Source organism: Domibacillus epiphyticus (genome assembly GCF_001975785.1).
Taxonomy (GTDB): Bacteria; Bacillota; Bacilli; order Bacillales; family Domibacillaceae; genus Domibacillus; species Domibacillus epiphyticus.
This window is the reverse complement of sequence record NZ_MSFI01000002.1, coordinates 83,138-103,734: the sequence shown is the minus strand read 5'-3', so window position 1 is coordinate 103,734 and position 20,597 is coordinate 83,138. Positions and strand designations below refer to the sequence as shown.

The window sequence follows — 20,597 nt, the reverse complement described above, 5'->3', positions numbered from 1 at the left end:
GGTGAAAAGATTGCTGCGATCTAAATTAATTTTATGGATTTCTACAATAATTGGTCTCTACCATATTATCATCGCCGGACAATTTTTACCTCAGCTTGGTTTTTTCATCCCTACACAAATCCATCTAGCCATCAGTTTGACTTGTGCATTGCTAATCATCTTCATTTTATTCCGTGCTGGAAAAAAAGAAAGTTCAAAAATTCCTTTTTATGATTATTTGTTAATCGGTTGTTCCTTTGTGAGCCTAGGATACGTAATCTTCTTCTATGAAAGGGTTCTTCAGTACAGCCAATTTGGGTTTCTTGATAAAACAGGAGTATTTTTAGCGGTTCTTCTCTGCATCCCATTATTGGAAGCGGTCAGGAGAAAAACAGGCTGGGTCTTTCCGATTCTAATTCTGTCGTTAGTCAGTATTACGATATTTCAAAAGTATCTCCCGGGTATTTTGTACGGGGAAGGATATCATATTGACCGATTATTATACAGTGCTTTTGTGGGAAGCAGTGGCATTTTTGGACTGCCCCTTAAAGTGGCCACATCGATCTTAATTGTTTTTCTGATATTTGGTGCATTGCTGGAACGGGCAGGTGCCGGTAAATGGTTTATGGACGTTGCCCTTTCTCTTACCGGTTGGTCAAAAGGCGGCCCAGCCAAGGCTGCGGTTTTATCAAGTGCTTTATTTGGATCTATTTCTGGTTCGCCATCGGGGAATGTTGCCACAACAGGAGTTTTTACAATCCCTCTCATGAAAAAAGTAGGCTATACACCGAAATTTGCCGGCGCCGTGGAGGCTACAGCGTCAACTGGAGGTCAATTTTTACCGCCTGTCATGGGCGCGATCGCCTTTGTCATGGCAGAATGGATCGGTGTACCGTATGCGCAAATTGCGATTGCCGCTTTAGTACCGGCCTTGCTTTATTTCTTAATTATCTTTGTTTCTGTTCATTTACAAGCGTACAAAGAAGGGATACCAGCATTGCCAAGGAAAGAATTGCCTAATTTCTGGAATGTTTTTTCGGCAGGGTGGTATTACTTAATTCCGATTATCGCTTTAGTCTACTTTCTGATTGTAAAGGGCTTCACGCCTGAAATATCAGGAATCTACTCACTTCCATTCTTAATAGGCTGCAGTTTCTTATCTAAAGACCGGGATAATTGGCTTCTTCCTAAAAATATTATGTTATCTTTTGAAACCGCTGTCAAAGGGTGGGTGTTGATTGCCGTTGTCACAGGCGCTGTAGGTATTATGGTTGGGGCATTAGAATTAAGTGGTGTTGGAATTAAATTTTCACAATTCATTATAGATGTATCAGGAGGAAACTTGCTTTTAACGCTACTTCTAGTGGGATTAGCCAGTTTAATTCTTGGAATGGGCTTAGATTCAATACCTGCCTATATTACGTTGGCTACATTAGTTGTACCGGCGTTAATTCAAATGGGGATTCCTGATATTAGCGCACATTTATTTGTGGTCTACTGGGGCTTATCCTCTTTTATTACACCGCCTGTGTGTATTGCGGTCTATGTGGCCTGCGGGCTTAGTGGAAGTAAAGTTTGGGAGACTGGTGGAGAGGCCGTACGTTTAGGCATAGCCGCCTACCTTATACCATTTGCTTTTATTTTCAGTCCAGGACTGTTACTTAAAGGGTCTGTGTCAGATATAGCCATTGCGGTTATTACCGCTATTGCAGGTTCTATTCTGCTTGCTTGCAGTATCCGGGGATATTTCATCAAAAACATGAATATAGTAGAACGAGTTGTAACGAGCATTGCCGGGTTACTATTAATAGGACCAGGTATTCTTTATCCACTCATCGGTTTTATTATAGGCATAGTGGTTTTACTGTGGCAAAAATTTACGAAAGTGAAAAGTAACACTGAACTGCCAGGTGAGCTGCCGAATTAACACAATTCGGCACTCCTTGTGCAATTTGTATCTACCTGTTCGATAGATATTTTCTATTTGTAAAATAGATAAAGCAAAAAATGAAAAAACATTCGATCCATAAGGACAGGTGAGATGAAATGGATTTAAAAAACGTGCACACATTTATAACAATCGCAAGAGAAATGAGTTTTGCCCAAGCTTCTCATATTCTACAGTTGAGCCAGCCATCCGTTACAGCGCGTATTCAGACGCTGGAGCAGGAATTGGGAAAATCATTGTTTGTCCGCAGCAAACGTGCTATTAAGCTGACAAAGGAGGGGGAAGCTTTTCTTCCTTACGCATTAAAATTGATGGAAATCGAAAGCGTTGTTAAAGAAAAGCTTTCCAGTTTAAATGAAAAGATGGAAGGAAAAGTAACTATTGGAGCCACTGCTTTATGGTCAGTCTACGTTCTCCCGGCTATTTTAGGTAATATTCTTAAAAACTATCCGGGAATTGAGTTAAAGATGATGACGGGCAATTCGGTTCAAATTACAGAAATGCTCTTGCAGGATCAAATAGATATTGGGCTGGTATCTTCTAAAGTAAAAAAACCTGAAGTGAAACAATATCATCTCTCGGCCTGTGAGTTAAGCGTGGTGTGCAGCCCCGAGCACTCTTTTGCGGATAGAGAAGTGGATATGGCGGAACTGATTAAAGCGCCAATGGTGACCTATCAGCAAAAGTCAGACGCATGGGCTCAGATCAGGAAAATTTTTTCTGAGTTTAATGTAACGCCAAATATTGCAATGGAGCTAAACCAGATTGAAGCTGCCAAGCAAATGGTTAGTTATTCCCCGTTTATTTGTATATTACCAACGATCAGCATAGAAGAAGAGTTAGATAAGGGACTGCTGAAAAAAGTGGAGATAAGAAATCTCCCGCCTATTATAGAGAACTTATCCATGATCTCATTAGAGCGTAAAGAATCCTATCAAGTTGTGGCGCTCATAATGAATTTTTTGAAGAGGAAAATTGGAAATCAAGAATATTTATAAAGAACTCAATAAAGAAATGGAGGAGAAGACATGTTATCAAAAGAAAATAACGAAACGTTAACGAGAACTGGTCCGGATACACCTATGGGAAAACTATTTAGAAGATATTGGATCCCGGCAATGATTTCTACCGAATTGCCGAAGCCGAATTGTACACCAGTAAGAACTAAATTACTGGGAGAAGAGCTGCTGGCATTTCGCGATTCAGAGGGCAAGGTTGGTCTAATTGATGAGTTCTGTCCGCATCGTAAAGTGTCACTATACTTTGCTCGAAATGAAGAATGCGGTATTCGATGCGTTTATCACGGATGGAAGTTCGATGTAAATGGAGACTGTGTAGATATGCCATCTGAACCGCCTTCCAGCAATTTTAAACATAAGGTAAAAATCAAATCTTACCCTTGCAGGGAACGTGGAGGGGTCATATGGACATACATGGGACCGGAAGAATTAATGCCTGAATTACCTGAACTTGAGTGGAATTTAGTGCCCGATAGCCATCGCTATATGACCAGAAAAATTCAATACAACAATTATTTTCAGGCGATAGAGGGCGGATTAGATTCGAGTCATATTTCATTCCTTCACAGAGGTGCAGGCGGCCAAGGGTTTATGGGACTGAAAAAGAAAGCTGAAAGTCAAGTAGCAAACTACCTAACTCAAGATACTGCGCCAAAATTTGAAGTGGAAAAAATGGATTATGGAATGCTGGTGGGAGCCAACCGTCATGCCGAAAAAGGGAGTCTTTATTGGCGGATTACACAATTTTTAATGCCATGGTATACGATGATTCCGCCTTATGAAGATACGCCAAGGGGTGCGCATGCATGGGTGCCGATGGATGATGAGAATGTGTACACATGGAATATCAATTGGAATCCAGCACGGCCTTTGACAGATCATGAAATGAAAGTTTTGAAGAGCGGCAGAGGGATTCACATGGAATTGATCCCAGGCACGTTAAGAGCCAAGCAAAATAAAGAAAATGACTATTTAATTGATCGGGAGCTCCAGGCAAGCGGACAGTCTTTCACCGGTATACATGGAATTCAGGCTCAAGACAGCGCGGTACAGGAAACACAAGGACGGATTGCAGACCGGACACAGGAACGTCTCGGGTCAAGTGATGCAGCGATTATTGCGGCTCGCAGAATGATGCTGAAAGCAGCACATGACCTTGAAGAAGGTAAAACTCCCCCGGCGCTAAGTCCCGAGACACATCGTGTTCGATCTGCATCTGTTGTTTTGCCGGAGGGTGTCCCATTTCAAATAGGGGCTAAAGAAGTTTTAGCCTTAACAGAGGAAGATTATGTTCGCGAGGCAGAGTTAGACAAAGAAACCGTTCAAACAGACTCGATGCAGAATGCAAAATAATTATTTTGAATAATCAAAATATTAAAAATAATATTGAGGGAGGAATTACTTTTGAAAGAAAAAGTATTAGCTGCTGTTCAGTCAGGTGAAAAACAAACAGTTGTGAAAACATTTGACATTCCGGAGATTCCAGACGATGCAGGTTTATTAAAAGTAGAGGTGTCGGGTGTTTGCGGTAGTGATTGGCCAGACTACAAGAAATATATTGGGGATCGAATTTTAGGTCATGAAGTCGTCGGCTATATAGAGAAGGTTGGAAAATTTGCTGCGGAACGATGGGGAGTGAAAGAAGGAGATCGTGTCGCACTGGAGGAATATCTCCCGTGCGGACACTGTCCTCGCTGCCGTTCTGGAGAATTTCGTTTGTGCGCAGCAACCGACAAATGGAACGGCGGTATTCGGTTTGGATACACAACCGTTAATGAAACCCCATCTTTATGGGGCGGTTACAGTCAATTTCTATATTTGCATCCGAACTCTGTCTTTCACAAAGTGCCAGAGCATGTTCCCGCCAGAGAGGCCGCATTGGCTTTGCCATTAGGGAATGGGATTGAATGGGCTGTAAATGAAGGAGAGGCTGGCCCTGGAAAAACAGTACTAATACAGGGGCCAGGCCAACAGGGGCTGGGCTGTGTCCTTGCCGCAAAACAGGCTGGATCGGATTGTATTATCGTGAGCGGGATGACGGCAGACAAAGAAAGGCTGGAATTAGCAAGAAAGTTTGGTGCAGATTTTACAATCGATGTTCAGAAAGAAGATATATATGAACGGGTGAAAGAGATAACGGGTGACGCAATGGCTGATATCGTCATCGATGTTGCCTCGGGCGGTCCAAGTACTGTTACGTTGGCAGTCGAGTTAGTGAAAATAAGGGGCACAATTATTATTGCGGGGAAAAAACATCAAGAGATCCCTAGTTTTTACAGTGACAAATTGATGTCAAAATGCATCACAATGAAGGGTGTTCGAGGTCATAGCTATGGTTCTGTTGAACGGGCAATACAATTGATTGCTTCTGGCAAATATCCTTTAGGCGAGATGTGCACACATGATTTTGGACTAAATGAAGTGGATCAAGCATTGAAAACAGTCGGTGGAGAGGGAGAAAAAGGGGCTATTCACGTTACCGTAAACCCTTGGAACTGATAGTCAAAAAAGGTGCATGGTGAAAAAGAAACAGGCGTATTGATTGTACATCATATATTCCCGGTTCAAACTTGATCGGCGGTGTTAGGGACTAACTATAGGAGGAAGTTGCTTATGATAAAGCAGCGTGATTCAGAGGATTTAATTCATTTATATTTTCGTAATAAGACGGTTGCCATCATAGGATACGATGAACAAGGCTATCAACATGCCAAAAAGTTACGGGAAATGAATGCAGAAGTACTTGTTGTGTTAAGAGAAGGGACGGAAGATGTCCATTGGAAAAAAGAAGGGTTTGAAGTAATATCAGTTTGGGAAGCGGTTGACAGAGCTCATATACTGCAAGTTTGGTGAGAATTGTTTCATAGTTATAAGCACGGTATAGACCGCATATATTAAAAACTAGCAAGATGAAGTGAAATAAAAGGCGTACCGATCGTGCAGAGTGGTACTCCCTGCCCCATTTTCTTATGAATCTAAATAAGTTATCAGAGAGTGTTCTTACGACAAAATTAATTATTGAATAGGTGGAGAAATCAGATGAATTTATTACAAACTGTCTCCTTCTCAGATCGGTTGGCAGTAGCTGAAGAAAATGCGAATGCAGTGAAACCATTAACTGAACGGCATCCTGATATTTCGGTGAGAGAAGCGTATATGATTCAATTAAAAACAATTGAAAGAAAGGTAGAAGCCGGCGCTAGCATCGTCGGGAAAAAAATCGGTTTAACTTCGCTAGCTATGCAAAAACTGCTCGGTGTAGATCAACCAGACTATGGGCATCTATTGAACCGCATGGAAGTGGAAGACGGCGGAAAAGTCTCCTTAGGCAGGTTGATTCAACCAAAAGTGGAGGCTGAAATCGCATTTAAATTGAACCAGGACCTCGTCGGACCAAGAGTGACATCAACTGAAGTATTGCTTGCCACAGAGTATATACAGCCAGCGCTCGAAATTGTGGACAGCAGAATTGAGGACTGGCAAATTAAACTGCAGGATACGATTGCTGATAATGCTTCCTCTGGTATGTACGTATTGGGCGGCCAACCAGTAAGTGTCGATAAAGTGGATCTATCCCATCTTGGTATGGCTTTCTATAAAAACAACAAATTGGTTAATACAGGTGTTGGTGCAGCAGCGCTAGGCGGCCCTGCTAATGCGATTGCATGGCTCGCCAATAAATTATTTGAATTCGGCATTTACTTAGAAGCGGGGGAAATCATTCTGTCTGGAGCGCTGTCAGCTGCTGTTCAAGCAGAAGCTGGAGACGTTTTCACTGCTCGAATGGCTCATATTGGAGAAGTCAGCGTAACGTTTACAGATTGATTTTACACGATCAGAACTTTTTAGATGAAGATTAGAAGAGCTGCAGGCTTGACGGGAGGGATTAATATGGAAAGTAAAACCATCAAAAAAACAGCTGTTTTTTTAATCGATGCGGAAAACGAAAAGAGGGAAGTGCCCCGAATCACGGATGAATATCCGGATCTTAGTGTCGATGAAGCGTACGCCATCCAAGAAGAACTTGTCAATATAAGACTTGGTCAGGGGTACCGTATGGTTGGTTCGAAAATGGGACTGACTAGTCACGCAAAAAAGAAACAAATGAATATAGATAAACCGATATATGGTTATATTTTCGACTATATGGTGACAGATGCGAATGTACTACATGTGAATGAACTCATCCATCCAAAAGTGGAGGCGGAAATTGCGTTTATCCTTAGCAGAGATCTTGAAGGCCCGGATGTGACCACCGAAGACGTTTTAGCCTCAACGGAGTACGTCGTCCCGGCTTTGGAAGTGATCGACAGCAGATTTCAGAATTTTCAATTTACATCACCTGACGTCATTGCCGATAATGCTTCTTCTTCACGTGTGTTTTTCGGCTCAGTCATGAGGAAGCCGGATGAAATGGAACTCGATTTAGTCGGTGTCACGCTTTCTATTAATGGTGAATTGAGAGATTTAGGTGCCAGTGCCGCTGTATTGGGTCATCCCGCAAATTCGGTGGCCATGCTGGCGAATATGCTGTCCCGCCAAGGAAAAAAATTAAAAGCCGGACAGATCATTCTAACTGGTGGTATAACAGGAGCGCAATTATTATCACTGGGAGATATCGTATCCGCTAAATGGGACGGATTAGGGACGGTTGAATTTAAAGTAGAACAGTAAGAGAAAGAATGAGGAGTTTTTCGGCATGGGACTGCTGATCATTTAAAAGAATAGGAGGATTTACGATGATTCGCTATAAAAAACTTGGTTATATCGCACTGAATGTTACAGATGTTGAACGGAGTACCCATTTTTATCGGGATATGGTTTGCCTCGACCAGGTTGGAGAAATTAAAGAGGACGTCGCATTTTTATCATCAAGTTCGGATTATCACAATTTGATGTTAAATAAGTCTGATAAACCTGGATTAAAGAGAATCGGCTTTGAAATGGAAAGCACAAAAGAGTGGGAAAAGGCTTTTGAACTGTTAAAAAAAGAAGGCTATGCCCCTGTTGAGGTAGACAAGGAAGAGAGGGCGCTTCTTAAAATTGACAAGGCATTTCGATTCCGTGATCCAAATGGCGTCACTTTTGAGTTTTATAATAAAATGATGCAAAGAGCTAAACCGTATGAACCAAGTCCGGTAAGAGTATTAAAATTGGATCATGTTGTGCTGCGGGTGCCTAATCTTCAGGACACCGTCCGTTTTTTTAATGAAGTATTGAACTTTAAAATATCGGATACCCGTCATAAACCGGACGGTGAAATGTATTTTGCGTTTATGCGTTGTTTTCCTAATCCGTTTCATCACTCTTTCGGCATCTCCCAAGGAGACGATCTGCGCATGTTTCACATAGCATATAAAGTGGAGGATATAAACGATATAGGAATCGCTCGCAACCGCCTAATTAACTTAGATGTGCCGGTGATTTTCGGACCGGGGCGCCACCTTGCTTCAGGCAGTATCTTTATGTATTTCCTTGATCCTGACGGTTTAACCCTTGAATATACACAAGATATGGAGGAATTTCCGGAAGAAAACCCGCGCGAGCCGAGAATGCTGGATCATACGCTGCGCACAACAGATTTATGGGAAGGTGCTTCCGATCCGCGAATCGGAAAAGTCGGGCATGTAGAAGTTTAATGAAAAGGAGCAGGTGAAATGTCTAAACAAACGATAAAAATTGGCAGTACGATGAACTTGCAAACCCTTGCTTTGCTTTCCCATTCTATTGAAACCGAGCAATTTGATTATATAGCAGAAACAGTCAAAAATATCGATGAGTGCACATTGAAAATGATGAAGAAGGAATTTGATATTGGCGAAATGTCACTGGCGACATTTTTAAAAGTTCAGGAAACAGATTCTGGTTTAAAGGCTCTGCCGATCTTTTCCCGGAAAATTCCCCAGGTTTATGCTTTTTGTGCGGAACATTCCGACCTTCACAGTTATCAAGATTTAAGTGGTAAAAAAGTAGCGGTGTTTCAAAACTGGGTTACTGCCTCCATTTGGCATAGATGGCTACTGGAAAATCAGTACGGTGTTGATCCAGCAAGCATTATTTGGTGCCCGCTGCGAAAAGACCGGATGGAGGACATGCCGTATCCGGAAAACTATCAATTCAATTGGGATTATATCAATGGGGATCCCGCGGAACTGCTTAGAAGCGGTGGGATAGATTGCTTTTTTTACGCAAGAAAGCCGGATCATTTCGAAGGGCTGCGCTGGTTATTCCCTCCTTCTCTGGAGGAACAAGCACAAGCCATACGAGATGGCGGGATAATTCCCATTACGCATGTAATGGCGATAAGAGAAGACCTGCTACAAAACAATCCAGACATCGTTCTTGGCATCATGGAGCTGTTTGAGAAATCAAAAGAGAGGGGCTATCGGGAAGTCGGACACATGAGCGGTCTCTATTTGCCGTTTGCGGATTGGCATCTTCATGAGACGGAATCCAGTTTCCTGCAGGAAGGGTGGAACGACAACGGCTGGGCCAAAAACAAAAAGATTTTGGAAACCTTTTATGAAGCATGCATCAATCAGGGCTTTATTGAAAAACCGTATGATTTGTCCGACTGTTTCGTTCAGCTCGATTATGAAAAGAAAATTATTGATATTGTCCGGTAGTTAGGGACAATCTAAAAAAGGAAAGAAATAGAGTTATCGTCTAATTCCACCTGCAGACAAAGCCTTCATTTAAAAGGAATGTCTCCAGGTTTTCAAAAGAAATAAAAGTGCGTATGTATACTGAGTGCTTTAGCCATACTATTCCTCAGGGCAGCCAAGTGAAAATAGAATCTTGGCTGTCTTCCTTATCACATTCAAAGCGGGGTTGTTTATTATGTTAATAGTATGTACAAGTCATGTGAAAGATGGTCTTCAAAACTTCGAAGTGCCTCATGTACAAAAAGTGAAAAGGGATCATCTTCCTTGTTCTTTTTGTCAAAAAGAAGCCGAAATAAAAATATTTTGTTCTCTTCCTTCCCGAAAAACTAATGTTTAAAAGACGATAAGGGAAAAAAGTTAAAGCCATGACATTTATTTGTTAAACTGTTTTTACCTAGTTAGGGTCTTTCTGTTTAGGCAATTCGTTCTTCCTTATGGTTGTTGATTTTAATGTTGAGGTCTGTAAGATATCAAGGATGACAGCAGCAATATGGGACAATACAGAAACTTGACTCCAATTAAGACTCTTTTCAAAGAAATGAAGTTCTCGAAGACTTCCACCATAAAAACACTTGGGGTTGAAATAGTAATACTGGAGCATTTCCGTTTGCACTATGAGTCCCGATTTCGTTTTACATAAACAAATCTCTCCTGCAATGGGTAAAACCATGAATCAAGCTTGCTCTGTCGTATCGGATCCTCCCTGTTTTTCATGTTGTCGGCAACTTCATTCAATATTTCCCCGGTTATACTGGAGGCTGCCATGTCCATTCCCTGATTGATCAGTATTATAATTTCTGGTAATGAGGGACTTGCGGTTTGGAAAGAGGCTTGTTTCTGGCTAAAATCCTGTGGGATGATGAGTGCCGCATAATATTGTCTAATCCGTCCCCTGGCAATTTCCTCGTTTTTTACTTCTATCCAATTAATAGCAGAATCTTTATCTGCCTGATTTCATGATGGTGATTTTAGATGCAGAAGGCGACCCGTCTTTTCAAATGAAATTGTAAGAAATAATGAGAAACAACATGTTTCAAAATATAGTAGAACATTATAAAGAAGATATCTTACTTCCTATGTCACTATCGCTCATCGGGGTGTTACACAGCAATGGCTTGAGAATGGAATGAAAGAATCCCTCCCGGAAATTTCTTCTATATTATCAAAGCATGGCATATTTAAGTCTTAAATATGCGACGAGGATTGTATAGGAATAGTTAACTACGAACCTTTTAAATAAGCGCACTATCGATTACAATAAATGTAATTGAAGGCGCTTTTTTCTTTTGTTTTAATCAAGGGACGTTCATTCCCTTGATTAAACGACAACTGTTGAAATGTGGAGGTATGAAATGATTGCATTTGTTTTAGTCGTATTAACATTATTCCTTATACCAGGGCCTGCTGTGATGCTTACGCTGGCTCAAAGTATAAGTGGAGGGAGACGGAATGGTATTTTTACGGGCCTTGGCATCGCCGTCGGTGATTTGATTCACACAATGGCTTTAGTACTTGGCCTGTCTGCTGTTTTAATGACGTCAGCGCATGCTTTTGAGGTCATAAAATATTTGGGTGCAGCTTATTTATTTTATCTTGGAATACGTGCTTTTCTAGAAAAATCATCGAGGTTCACTGTGCCGTCGGTTGAGCGTGTGAGTGTCCGCCGTTCCTTTAATCAGGCGGTTTTGACTGAAGTGCTCAATCCAAAAACATCCTTGTTTTTTCTAGCTTTCCTTCCTCAATTTGTCCGTCCGGCTGACGGTACAGTGGTGTTGCAGCTGCTCACCCTTGGTTTAACATTTGTTGCATTAAGTATTGCGTATACAACACTTATCGCATTGCTTGCAGGTTCAGTAAGCCAATGGCTCTCAAAAAACAAAATGCTTGCCGATTGGCAGGGGAAAGTTGTCGGATTTGTCTACTTCGGCTTAGGTATACATCTGGCTTTACAGCATCAAAAATAAATTATTTCAATCCAAAAAACTTTTTAGTTCGCAGAGGTTTGGATCATTTTGCCAACAGGGAATACATATACTATTACGTACATAAGTAAATCGACTGGAGGCTGTGATATGCTGAAAACGCGTACTGCTTTATTGACGAAAGAAGATATGAATTCTGGGAAGGATCTGCCTCAATGGCTTAAAAATGAATATGCGACATTTCATCAAACGGTGACGGATCCGACTTTCCCCTGTTATTTTGGAATGAACGGGGAAAAAAAGGGTGAACTTCGCTATGCCTATATTACACAAGAAGATTGGTCTAATTTGCCGGAAGCGGTGGGGGCATTTCTCAAGCTTTTTCATGAGCCTCCTTTTGTTAGACACGGATTATTTGTTTTTGTTGAACCATTTGAAGAAGAAGGAACGCTTGATCAGTATCGAGACCAGTTTTGGGCAATTCTTCAATATTTACATCAGCAAGACAAGGTAGAATGGCCTCTTGAGAGTTCAAAGGATCCGGATCATTTTTTGTGGGATTTTCATTTTCATGGTGAACCGATTTTTGTTTTTGGAAATGCACCTGCCTATAAGCAGCGGAAAACCCGTCACCTCGGAAATGCAATGGTTCTCGGATTTCAGCCCAGAAAAATCTTTGAAGGATTAAAAGGGACAGAAAAAGGCGGTATTATGTCGCGTGAAAAAGTACGAGAGCGTGTTGAAAAATGGGACAAGCTTCCAAAACATCCTGACATCAGTCATTATGGCGATCCTGACCATAACGAATGGAAGCAATTTTTTATCGGCGATGACATCGAGCCGATTACAGGGAAATGTCCATTTCATCATAAAGATCAACCTTAAAAAGCAACACCGTCTGCGAATTGCGGCGGTGTTGCTTTTTAGTGAACGCTTGCATTCTTAGCATTTGTTTTTCAGATAAAACCACCCTGATAAAGCAGCTATTACAAACCAAATAAATAATAAAAAAATGATAAAGCTCGGTAATAAAGATAGTTCGAAAACGGTTTTTCCTAAAGCCGTTTGAATGCCGATTAATAGAATTGAAAGAATCCAGGAAATACTCCCGGCATGGAGAAGCAATCGGGCTGTTTTTTCATTTACTTTTGCTTTTTCTAAAAGCCATCCGGTCAATAACAGTGTTTGCAATGCATGGAACCCAAGACCATGCAATGTCATTACATTTCCTGAATCTCCAGTATATCGACTTTGGAGAGTGGACATCCATATTCCGGCAGCCATTGCGATCATGACAGAAAGAAGCGCATAGCGAATTCCCATCAAAAGCAATGGACGTTCGGTGTGAATTTTTTTAAAAAAATGGATGGTCAGCCATAAAGACAAAGTGACCAGTATTATTGACACAACACCAAAAGAAATGCCGGCGATGATATCGGCAGCAGAGCCTTTGGTTGAAAATCGCGGATTGAATCCTCGAAAATGCTGTACCGTTTCAATCGTATACGAATAAAAAGACGAGCCTATTAATAATTTCCGGAATCGCTTTCTGCGACGATTATTTAATGTTGAAAATGGCAAAATAGCTGCTATGGACAAAATATAAATGCCTACCGCTGCATTGAATGAAAAAGCATGCTTTAAGTTGCCTTCGGGTGAAACAGCTGCCCCATTAAAAGAAATAAAAACGGCGATTATTGCGGCTAAGAAAAGCCCGATTAAACCAGTAAAAACAAGAGATTTTTCCTCTTCAAATAACTTCTTCGTTCCTTCTTTGACACCATCCTGGCCAGAATAAATTGGAATAGTCATTTTACTATCTCCTTCCTGCATATTAATCTAATCAAGGTCTTTCAAAATTTATTTATTAATCAATAAATAAACATATAAAAAAAGAAAGCCCGTTACTTTCTTTTTTTACTGATACAATTCCGGTAAATTTAATACGGGTAATAAGCAGCTTTATAGTACCCTAGTTCGGCAAATACACTTACAGAGCCATCAATTATTTGTTCTTTTCGATCTTCTCGGTTAACCATTTAATTTATTTATTGATAAATAAAAAATAAATAGAATGGTTTTTTTGTAAATAGATACTTATCTAAAAAAGAAAAAAGTACCAAATTCTATCATACCGATGTTTTCCGGTCCTTGCAATATTCATTAGTTATTCACTTTTGTTTCATTTTTTGGATGATTTTTACTGTATGCTGAAAGAAAGCGTTTTATATTGGAGGGATGAAATGGTCTACCGTCAAACAAGATACGCACATTTGGCTATGGGATGTTTGCTTCTTGTACTTGCTGCAAATTTTATGCTTTATCAGCCGGCCATTCAAAATTTGTTATCGATCCAAATGGAAAGTGAAGTGGCAATCGGTTCACTTCTTGACCTTGCAATTGTTGCCCCGCTTTTAGCGTATGCCGCATTTAAATTAACTATAAAACAGACAATCGGGCTTATGGCGCTCGGGCTTGTCTTTGCCCGTTTTCTCATTCCATCCGAACTGTTTTCTCCTTATAGAGGGATTTTATATGCGGGAATTGCAGTAGAAGGGTTGTTTCTTTTAGTGGAACTGGCACTGATAATCCATGTTTTGCGAAAGATTCCGCATATGGACATGAAAGGAATTCCAGCTATTTATTCACTTTTGCCCGCTGTAGAAAAGACGGCGGCTAAAAATAAGATCGTTTCGATCATTGTATCTGAGTTTATGATGTTTTATTATGCGTTTTTTACATGGCGAAAAAAAGCGCCGTCACATGATGGGGTAGTGACCATGCATGTAAAAACGAGTGCTGTCGCTATGAACATCATGGTGATTCATGCGGTTGTTATTGAAACAATTGGTTTGCATTGGTGGCTGCATGAGAAATCGATGATTGTTTCATTCATTTTACTTGTTTTTAATATTTATTCGGTTATCTTCTTTCTGGCAGAGATACAAGTAATTCGTCTGCACCCGCTGGAAATAAAAGATGGAAAGCTTTATGCAGCACAAGGATTAACCAAGCGAATCATTGTCTCAATAGACATGATCAAAGAAGTAAAATGGGGAGCTGAACCAAGTCAGAAAGCACTCCAATTTATGTTGAGAGATTTTGAACCGGTAGAAGCACAGGTTGTGGTCATGCTCAGTGAACCGGTAGAAGCGACCATGTTTATGGGGCGCAAAAAATCAGTGACAGAACTGGCTTTTCGGGTGGATGAACCGGAAAAATTGAAACAGCTGCTATCATTTGATTAGCTTTACACAGCACCACACCGTTCGAAACTTCGAACGGTGTGGTGTGTGCAGACATTAAAATGTACCGTCTTCTTCTAAATGACCAGAACGGGCAATTTTTGTCTTTAAATAATTCTCGTTAAATTCCGATATGTCTCCCCATAAAGGCAATCTTCCAGAGATATACATTCCGGACTGTTTTAATGCCTCTAATTTTTTAGGGTTATTGGTAATGAGCGTGACAGATTTTGACCGTAATGATTTTAATACTTCAATGGCATCGTCATAGTTTCTGGAGTCATCTACAAAACCAAGGCTTTCATTTGCTTCCACTGTATCGTATCCATTTTCTTGAAGGACATATGCCATTGCTTTGCTAAATAACCCTATCCCTCTGCCCTCATGGTTTGCCAAATAAAATAAAGCACCTGTTCCGTTTTCTGCAATCATTTTCATTGACTGTTTTAGTTGGAAGCCGCAATCACATCTCTTGCTCCCAAATATATCTCCTGTATGACAGATGGAATGCATTCTAATCAAAGCGTCATCAGCATGTTGGAAATCACCATAAACGAGTACACTTGACTGCTGGGATTCGGCTAAATTTACCGAAGACAGCTTATCAATAATCCGTTGATAATCATCTGTTACTTCGCTGCATTGTAACCATGAATACCATTGAAAAACGACTGTTTCTCCATATAAATTAACCGGAAGCCGGATAGGCCCCACTAAATAGATGGCACCTTCTGCCGTATTGATTAATTGAATTTTATCTTTTAAAACAGTCAATGCTTTCGATTCTAGTTTCATTTGTGACATAAGATCCTTCCTTTCTGTTTCCCTTGCTTCCCACTATTGAAGATGATTGTATAAGTGAAAATGTTAACATCTGTAATATATATATTTCCAAAATCGGAGGTTGTGATTCTTGTTTAGTTACGTTATTGTGCCTCTATATTTTCTTTTCCCACCCACGATTGAGACCAATTTTCGATTTCCTTCATGATTGGTTCAAATGAAGCTCCTTTTTCCGTTAAGGAATATTCAATGCGGACCGGCGTTTCGGGAATGACTTCGCGTTTTACAATTCCCTCACTTTCAAGAACCTTCAATCGCTCGGATAGCACTCTCCCGCTAATGCCCAGTGCGTCTCTGATGGAACAAAATCGTTGGGATCCGGAGATCAATTGATAGATGATCAGAGCTGTCCAGCGCTGGCTTAAGATAGCGATTGCTTTCTCGAATCGTGGACATAGAATGGATTGGTCCATGTTGTCATCACCTCTTTATATTAATATACCATATTGCAATATGGAATTAAATTATAAAAAATAAAAAAGTTACATAAAGTAACTATATGTTTGTATTATGGGGTTTTCAAAATAAAGGATAAACCGCATTTTTTTAAGGGATAAAATTAGATGTCTTTCATCATGTCGACTCTGTTGACTTTTTATATTGATGATCTGCTGAATTGTTCATCTCCGAAAAAATGAACGGCAGAATGAAGCAGAACGTTTCACTGTACGGTTTCGTGATAGATATGTTATTTTAATAGTAGGAAAAACGAGTCGAATGGAGGGGAATGCAAATTGGGAAGGCGTTATTGCGTATTGGGCAGGTGGCGGAATTAAGCGGATTATCTTCGCGGACCATTGATTACTATACACAACATGGATTGCTGGAATATGAACGATCGTCATCGAACTATCGTCTATATCCCGAGAGTGTTCTTCAAACGTTAGAACGGATCAAACTTCTAAAAAAACAGCGAATGTCGATTGCTGAGATTAAAGCAGCGATTACAGTTCCGGATAAAGATACAATAGAGCCTATCATTGTCGAAGTACAAGAAGAAATCACTTGTCTTCAGCAAAAGCTGACAACACTAGAAGAAAAAATGAAAGATGCTACGCATGAAGAGAAAAAACTTGTGTATCAAAGGCTTGAAAACAAATTGACGGATGTCATGAGGCTATTAACATTGTTTTAACCATAATATGGAGGTGAATCCCTCTTTTGAGGGAAATAATTGGATATAATTTTAATCACGAACCTTTTTTTATTAGTACTTCTTATTGGACTAACAGCATTCTTTGTTGGTTCAGAATTTGCAGTTGTAAAAATACGAATGTCACGAATTGATCAATTAATAGCAGAAGGAAATAAAAAGGCGGTCCTAGCGAAAAAAGTCGCAACCGATCTGGATTATTACCTATCAGCCTGCCAGCTCGGAATTACAGTAACGGCACTCGGACTTGGCTGGTTGGGAAAACCGACTGTTGAACGGCTATTATATCCTTTGTTCGATCGACTGGGCGTACCTGAATCAATTGCTGCGGTTGTTTCATTTGTCGTAGCTTTTTCACTCGTTACGTTTCTTCACGTCGTTGTTGGGGAAATGGCGCCGAAAACATTGGCCATTCAGTTTGCGGAAAAAATGACATTATTGTTAGCACCGCCGCTTTATTGGTTCGGAAAAATTATGTATCCCTTCATCTGGGCATTAAATGGTTCAGCACGCGTATTGCTTCGGACTTTTGGTGTGCAGCCGGCAGGACATGATCAGGCTCACTCGGAAGAAGAGTTAAAAATTATCATGACCCAGAGCTTTCAAGGCGGGGAAATTAACCAGACTGAGCTCGCTTATATGGAAAACATTTTCGCATTTGACGAACGGGTTGCCAAGGACATTATGGTGCCGCGAACTCAAATTGTTACACTCGAAAAGTCAATGAGGCATGATGAAATCGTTGCTGTGCTTGATGAATATAACTATACGCGTTACCCTGTCACAGAAGATGGGGACAAGGACCATATTGTTGGATTCGTCAACGTCAAAAAGATGCTGACACATATTGCGGCTGGACGTGACCGGCAGCTAAAAGAATTTGTTCGTGAAATTCCACTTATTCATGAGGTCACTCGACTGCAGGATGTACTTTTAAAAATGCAAAAAGCTCGTGTTCATATGGCATTAATTATTGATGAATATGGCGGTACGGCTGGGATTATCACCATGGAAGATATTTTGGAAGAAATCGTTGGTGAAATCCGTGATGAGTTTGATGCCGATGAAGTACCAGATATTCAAGAGAAGGGTGAGGCGCTGTATCATATAAACGGGCGCGTATTGCTGTCTGATCTGGAACAGAGATTCGGTTTCACATTTGAGGATAGTGAAGATGTCGATACGATCGGCGGCTGGATTCAATTTCAAAAGACGGACACGGTTCAGGAAGGCGATACAGCGGAGCTTGGAAATCATGTTTGGACCGTCCTGGAAATGGATAATTATCAGATTATCAAGGTGGCGCTGCAGCTGCGGGCTTTATCTGAAGAATAACGCGGAACAGACAGGATTTACGATAAATAGTACCTTTACTCATATTTTTTTGGAGGTGAATCCCTCGATTGAGGGAAATAATTGGACGGTATATTACTATTAAATTTGTTCTTAGTGGCGCTTCTCATTGTACTGACGGCTTTTTTCGTCGGTTCTGAGTTTGCCGTCTTAAAAGTACGGATGTCTCGAATTGATCAATTAATTGCAGAAGGCAACAAAAAAGCGGTAATGGCAAAAAGAGTGGCGAATGACCTGGATTACTACCTTTCAGCCTGTCAGCTTGGTATCACCATTACCGCGCTCGGCCTTGGGTGGCTGGGTGAGCCAACTGTTGAAAAGATTTTACATCCTTTGTTTGATAGTTTAGGAATACCTTCTTCTCTATCGGCAGTTATTTCGTTTGCAGTAGCCTTCTCCACTGTGACGTTTCTTCACGTAGTGATTGGGGAGCTTGCACCCAAGACGCTTGCTATTCAGTTTGCGGAAAAAATGACATTAATGCTGGCGCCTCCTTTATTTTGGTTTGGTAAAATTATGTACCCATTCATTTGGATTTTAAATGGGTCAGCACGAGTGCTTCTCCGTATGTTTGGTGTTGAGCCAGCGGGTCATGAACAAGCTCACTCGGAGGAAGAACTGCAAATTATCATGACAGAAAGTTACCAAAGTGGAGAGATTAACCAGACGGAACTTTCCTACATGAAAAACATTTTTGCATTTGATGAGCGACTCGTAAAAGATATCATGGTCCCGCGTACACAGCTTGTTACTTTGGAAAAATCGATGAACCGCTCAGAAATTATTGCTGTTCTCGATGAATATGATTACACAAGGTACCCGGTGACAGAAGATGGTCATAAAGATAATATTATCGGATTTATCAACACGAAAGAAATGTTGACGAATATTGCTGCTGGGCGCGAGCGTAAATTAGAAGACTTCGTTCATGATCTGCTTCGAATCCATGAAGCAACGCCTTTAAAAGACGTTCTCTTGAAAATGCAGCATAAGCGTGTTCACATGGCACTTGCTGTTGATGAATATGGAGGAACAGCAGGCGTTATTACGATGGAAGATATTCTAGAAGAAATCGTCGGTGAAATCCGCGATGAATATGACGTTGATGAAGTGCCGGATATTCAACAAAAGAGAGAAGATCTGTACCATATAAATGGTCGTGTGCTGCTTTCGGATCTTGAAGAAAAATTTAACATTGTCCTTGAAAACAGCGAAGATATAGACACGATCGGAGGCTGGATTCTGGTACAGCACATTGATACTGTTCATGAAGGCGATACAATTAGGCAAGGTGAACATCAGTGGACCGTGCTGGAAATGGATAATCATCAAATTATGCAGGTCGCTTTACAGCTGAGGGCCTTTTCAGAGGAAGCGGAAGAAGGATAAATAAACAGTATCATTCACCCCGAATTTGTTAACGATAACAAAGAAGGGAGGTGTGATACGATGGCGAAAGACGTACTTTGTGAAGTGAATAACTGTAAATACTGGGCTTCTGGAAACAAATGCAATGCTGAGTCTATATATGTCGTAAGCCATAAAGGAAAACAAGCAGATAAAAGTGAAGAAACAGACTGCAAAACATTTGTTCCAGAATTGTAATTTTATTTTGAAAGTAACTCATGAAAGAAGGGACCGTTCTTAGGCGGTCCCTTTTAGTGTTCAAACATTTTAGCACCCATCGATTCCACAAGACATGCCATCCATCAGCAAAGAAATTTTTTGCTTCTTCTTTTCATCCTCGATTACCTGTTCTAATGTTTCTTTTGAGCGCATTCCAGTAAGTTTTGTACTTCCTATTATAAATGTAGGAACCGCTGTAATCGCCTCATTGAAGGTCTCTTTCAAAGCTTTTTGATGGGCTTCTTTATACGTTCTTTTTTCAAGAGCCGCCCGGTATTCTGTTTCATCCAGCCCAATTTCTCCGGCAAGTTTTGTTAAAACATCCACATCGCCAATATTTTGTTCTTCCTGGAAAAAGGCACGCAGCATGCGGTCATTATATTCATTTCCTTTTCCTTGTTCTTTCGCATACTGGTATCCCTCAAATGCAAGATGAGTGTGCGGCTGAGGAGAAACATTTGGAAGCGTAATGGGGATGCCCATCTGCTCTGCCATCGGATATACGGAATGCTTCCATGTGTTTTGCAAATAGTCTTCTTCTGGGCGAAGTGTCTCATTTGGATACGGGCGCAGTTCAAACGGCATCCACTCCACTTCTATATCATTTTGCCCTTTAATTGCTTCTTCAAGTGGTTTTTCAGCTAAAAAACAAAACGGGCAAACATAATCGGAGTAAACCTTGATCTTTAAAGACAATATCGGCATCCTCTCTTTCATCATTTCTTGAAATTGATTATATAGCGGCAGGCACAATCCGTCTAACCATTTGTTTTTTTACTTTGGAATATTAGTTTTCCTTTCCATTGGAACATGCGCCTTATATATGTTTTTGACAGGTTACATA

Annotated in this window: 20 protein-coding genes and 1 pseudogene; 17 read left to right on the top strand and 4 right to left on the bottom strand. The window is 40.6% G+C overall.

Annotated elements, in window-relative coordinates; all coding sequences use genetic code 11:
- Positions 1-10: 10 nt before the first annotated feature.
- The 12 genes and pseudogenes from BTO28_RS02115 to BTO28_RS02060 all read left to right on the top strand — a co-directional run bounded on the left by BTO28_RS02115 (position 11) and on the right by BTO28_RS02060 (position 12,418).
- Positions 11-1,906 carry a TRAP transporter permease gene (locus BTO28_RS02115; RefSeq protein ID WP_076763611.1) on the top strand — a complete coding sequence of 632 codons (1,896 nt, stop codon included), beginning with the start codon at positions 11-13 and terminating at the stop codon, positions 1,904-1,906.
- A gap of 119 nt (positions 1,907-2,025) precedes the next feature.
- Complete coding sequence (locus tag BTO28_RS02110) at positions 2,026-2,925, top strand: LysR family transcriptional regulator (protein ID WP_076763609.1); 900 nt, start codon at positions 2,026-2,028, stop codon at positions 2,923-2,925.
- A 30-nt stretch (positions 2,926-2,955) separates the two neighbouring features.
- Positions 2,956-4,299, top strand: coding sequence for a Rieske 2Fe-2S domain-containing protein (locus tag BTO28_RS02105; RefSeq protein ID WP_076763608.1), 1,344 nt, complete (start codon positions 2,956-2,958; stop codon positions 4,297-4,299).
- 51 nt (positions 4,300-4,350) lie between these two features.
- Positions 4,351-5,445, top strand: coding sequence for a zinc-dependent alcohol dehydrogenase (locus tag BTO28_RS02100; RefSeq protein WP_076763606.1), 1,095 nt, complete (start codon positions 4,351-4,353; stop codon positions 5,443-5,445).
- A 114-nt stretch (positions 5,446-5,559) separates the two neighbouring features.
- Entirely contained in the window at positions 5,560-5,799 is a 240-nt protein-coding gene (locus BTO28_RS02095) for an NAD(P)-dependent oxidoreductase (protein ID WP_076763605.1), read from the top strand.
- 186 nt (positions 5,800-5,985) lie between these two features.
- A complete protein-coding gene (locus tag BTO28_RS02090; RefSeq protein ID WP_076763603.1) occupies positions 5,986-6,771 on the top strand; it encodes a 2-keto-4-pentenoate hydratase in 786 nt (261 codons plus the stop codon).
- Positions 6,772-6,837: 66 nt separating this feature from the next.
- Positions 6,838-7,620, top strand: a complete 783-nt coding sequence (locus BTO28_RS02085) for a 2-keto-4-pentenoate hydratase (RefSeq protein ID WP_076763601.1) — start codon at positions 6,838-6,840, stop codon at positions 7,618-7,620.
- A 65-nt stretch (positions 7,621-7,685) separates the two neighbouring features.
- On the top strand, positions 7,686-8,585 hold the full coding sequence (locus BTO28_RS02080) for a VOC family protein (RefSeq protein WP_076763599.1): 900 nt from the start codon (positions 7,686-7,688) through the stop codon (positions 8,583-8,585).
- A gap of 18 nt (positions 8,586-8,603) precedes the next feature.
- The gene (locus tag BTO28_RS02075) at positions 8,604-9,572 is read left to right on the top strand and encodes a substrate-binding domain-containing protein (RefSeq protein WP_076763597.1); all 969 of its coding nucleotides are present in this window, start codon (positions 8,604-8,606) and stop codon (positions 9,570-9,572) included.
- 1,111 nt (positions 9,573-10,683) lie between these two features.
- Positions 10,684-10,800: pseudogene (locus tag BTO28_RS17620) on the top strand (TetR-like C-terminal domain-containing protein); the annotation flags it as partial.
- Between the two features lie 163 nt (positions 10,801-10,963).
- Positions 10,964-11,575, top strand: coding sequence for a LysE family translocator (locus BTO28_RS02065; protein ID WP_095532632.1), 612 nt, complete (start codon positions 10,964-10,966; stop codon positions 11,573-11,575).
- 108 nt (positions 11,576-11,683) lie between these two features.
- On the top strand, positions 11,684-12,418 hold the full coding sequence (locus BTO28_RS02060) for a YqcI/YcgG family protein (protein WP_076763592.1): 735 nt from the start codon (positions 11,684-11,686) through the stop codon (positions 12,416-12,418).
- 57 nt (positions 12,419-12,475) lie between these two features.
- Here the strand turns inward: BTO28_RS02060 and BTO28_RS02055 are convergent, their stop codons facing one another.
- On the bottom strand, positions 12,476-13,345 hold the full coding sequence (locus BTO28_RS02055) for a hypothetical protein (RefSeq protein ID WP_076763590.1): 870 nt from the start codon (positions 13,343-13,345) through the stop codon (positions 12,476-12,478).
- 431 nt (positions 13,346-13,776) lie between these two features.
- Between BTO28_RS02055 and BTO28_RS02050 the strand changes: the two genes are divergently transcribed.
- Positions 13,777-14,781 carry a hypothetical protein gene (locus BTO28_RS02050; protein WP_076763589.1) on the top strand — a complete coding sequence of 335 codons (1,005 nt, stop codon included), beginning with the start codon at positions 13,777-13,779 and terminating at the stop codon, positions 14,779-14,781.
- 54 nt (positions 14,782-14,835) lie between these two features.
- On the opposite strand, the gene BTO28_RS02045 is transcribed toward BTO28_RS02050, so the two are convergent.
- Positions 14,836-15,582, bottom strand: coding sequence for a GTP cyclohydrolase II (locus BTO28_RS02045; protein ID WP_076763587.1), 747 nt, complete (start codon positions 15,580-15,582; stop codon positions 14,836-14,838).
- Between the two features lie 122 nt (positions 15,583-15,704).
- Positions 15,705-16,034 carry a winged helix-turn-helix transcriptional regulator gene (locus tag BTO28_RS02040; protein ID WP_076763585.1) on the bottom strand — a complete coding sequence of 110 codons (330 nt, stop codon included), beginning with the start codon at positions 16,032-16,034 and terminating at the stop codon, positions 15,705-15,707.
- A gap of 314 nt (positions 16,035-16,348) precedes the next feature.
- Between BTO28_RS02040 and BTO28_RS02035 the strand changes: the two genes are divergently transcribed.
- From BTO28_RS02035 to BTO28_RS02020, 4 genes are all read left to right on the top strand, one after another.
- On the top strand, positions 16,349-16,756 hold the full coding sequence (locus BTO28_RS02035) for a MerR family transcriptional regulator (RefSeq protein ID WP_076763583.1): 408 nt from the start codon (positions 16,349-16,351) through the stop codon (positions 16,754-16,756).
- 39 nt (positions 16,757-16,795) lie between these two features.
- Positions 16,796-18,109, top strand: a complete 1,314-nt coding sequence (locus BTO28_RS02030) for a hemolysin family protein (protein ID WP_076763581.1) — start codon at positions 16,796-16,798, stop codon at positions 18,107-18,109.
- An 81-nt stretch (positions 18,110-18,190) separates the two neighbouring features.
- Positions 18,191-19,516 (top strand): hemolysin family protein, encoded by a 1,326-nt coding sequence (locus tag BTO28_RS02025; protein ID WP_076763579.1) that lies wholly within the window; start codon positions 18,191-18,193, stop codon positions 19,514-19,516.
- Between the two features lie 60 nt (positions 19,517-19,576).
- A complete protein-coding gene (locus BTO28_RS02020; protein WP_076763577.1) occupies positions 19,577-19,732 on the top strand; it encodes a DUF1540 domain-containing protein in 156 nt (51 codons plus the stop codon).
- Positions 19,733-19,801: 69 nt separating this feature from the next.
- Here the strand turns inward: BTO28_RS02020 and BTO28_RS02015 are convergent, their stop codons facing one another.
- Entirely contained in the window at positions 19,802-20,449 is a 648-nt protein-coding gene (locus BTO28_RS02015; protein WP_076763575.1) for a DsbA family oxidoreductase, read from the bottom strand.
- Positions 20,450-20,597 lie beyond the last annotated feature (148 nt).

Bases quoted from the DNA above. Each gene is read 5' to 3' on its own strand.
- BTO28_RS02065 (WP_095532632.1), top strand. From the start codon at position 10,964: ATGATTGCATTTGTTTTAGTCGTATTAACATTATTCCTTATACCAGGG.
- BTO28_RS02060 (WP_076763592.1), top strand. From the start codon at position 11,684: ATGCTGAAAACGCGTACTGCTTTATTGACGAAAGAAGATATGAATTCT.
- BTO28_RS02075 (WP_076763597.1), top strand. From the start codon at position 8,604: ATGTCTAAACAAACGATAAAAATTGGCAGTACGATGAACTTGCAAACC.
- BTO28_RS02080 (WP_076763599.1), top strand. From the start codon at position 7,686: ATGATTCGCTATAAAAAACTTGGTTATATCGCACTGAATGTTACAGAT.
- BTO28_RS02050 (WP_076763589.1), top strand. From the start codon at position 13,777: ATGGTCTACCGTCAAACAAGATACGCACATTTGGCTATGGGATGTTTG.
- BTO28_RS02035 (WP_076763583.1), top strand. From the start codon at position 16,349: ATGCAAATTGGGAAGGCGTTATTGCGTATTGGGCAGGTGGCGGAATTA.
- BTO28_RS02110 (WP_076763609.1), top strand. From the start codon at position 2,026: ATGGATTTAAAAAACGTGCACACATTTATAACAATCGCAAGAGAAATG.
- BTO28_RS02045 (WP_076763587.1), bottom strand. From the start codon at position 15,582: ATGTCACAAATGAAACTAGAATCGAAAGCATTGACTGTTTTAAAAGAT.
- BTO28_RS02095 (WP_076763605.1), top strand. From the start codon at position 5,560: ATGATAAAGCAGCGTGATTCAGAGGATTTAATTCATTTATATTTTCGT.
- BTO28_RS02085 (WP_076763601.1), top strand. From the start codon at position 6,838: ATGGAAAGTAAAACCATCAAAAAAACAGCTGTTTTTTTAATCGATGCG.
- BTO28_RS02020 (WP_076763577.1), top strand. From the start codon at position 19,577: ATGGCGAAAGACGTACTTTGTGAAGTGAATAACTGTAAATACTGGGCT.
- BTO28_RS02090 (WP_076763603.1), top strand. From the start codon at position 5,986: ATGAATTTATTACAAACTGTCTCCTTCTCAGATCGGTTGGCAGTAGCT.
- BTO28_RS02040 (WP_076763585.1), bottom strand. From the start codon at position 16,034: ATGGACCAATCCATTCTATGTCCACGATTCGAGAAAGCAATCGCTATC.
- BTO28_RS02105 (WP_076763608.1), top strand. From the start codon at position 2,956: ATGTTATCAAAAGAAAATAACGAAACGTTAACGAGAACTGGTCCGGAT.
- BTO28_RS02055 (WP_076763590.1), bottom strand. From the start codon at position 13,345: ATGACTATTCCAATTTATTCTGGCCAGGATGGTGTCAAAGAAGGAACG.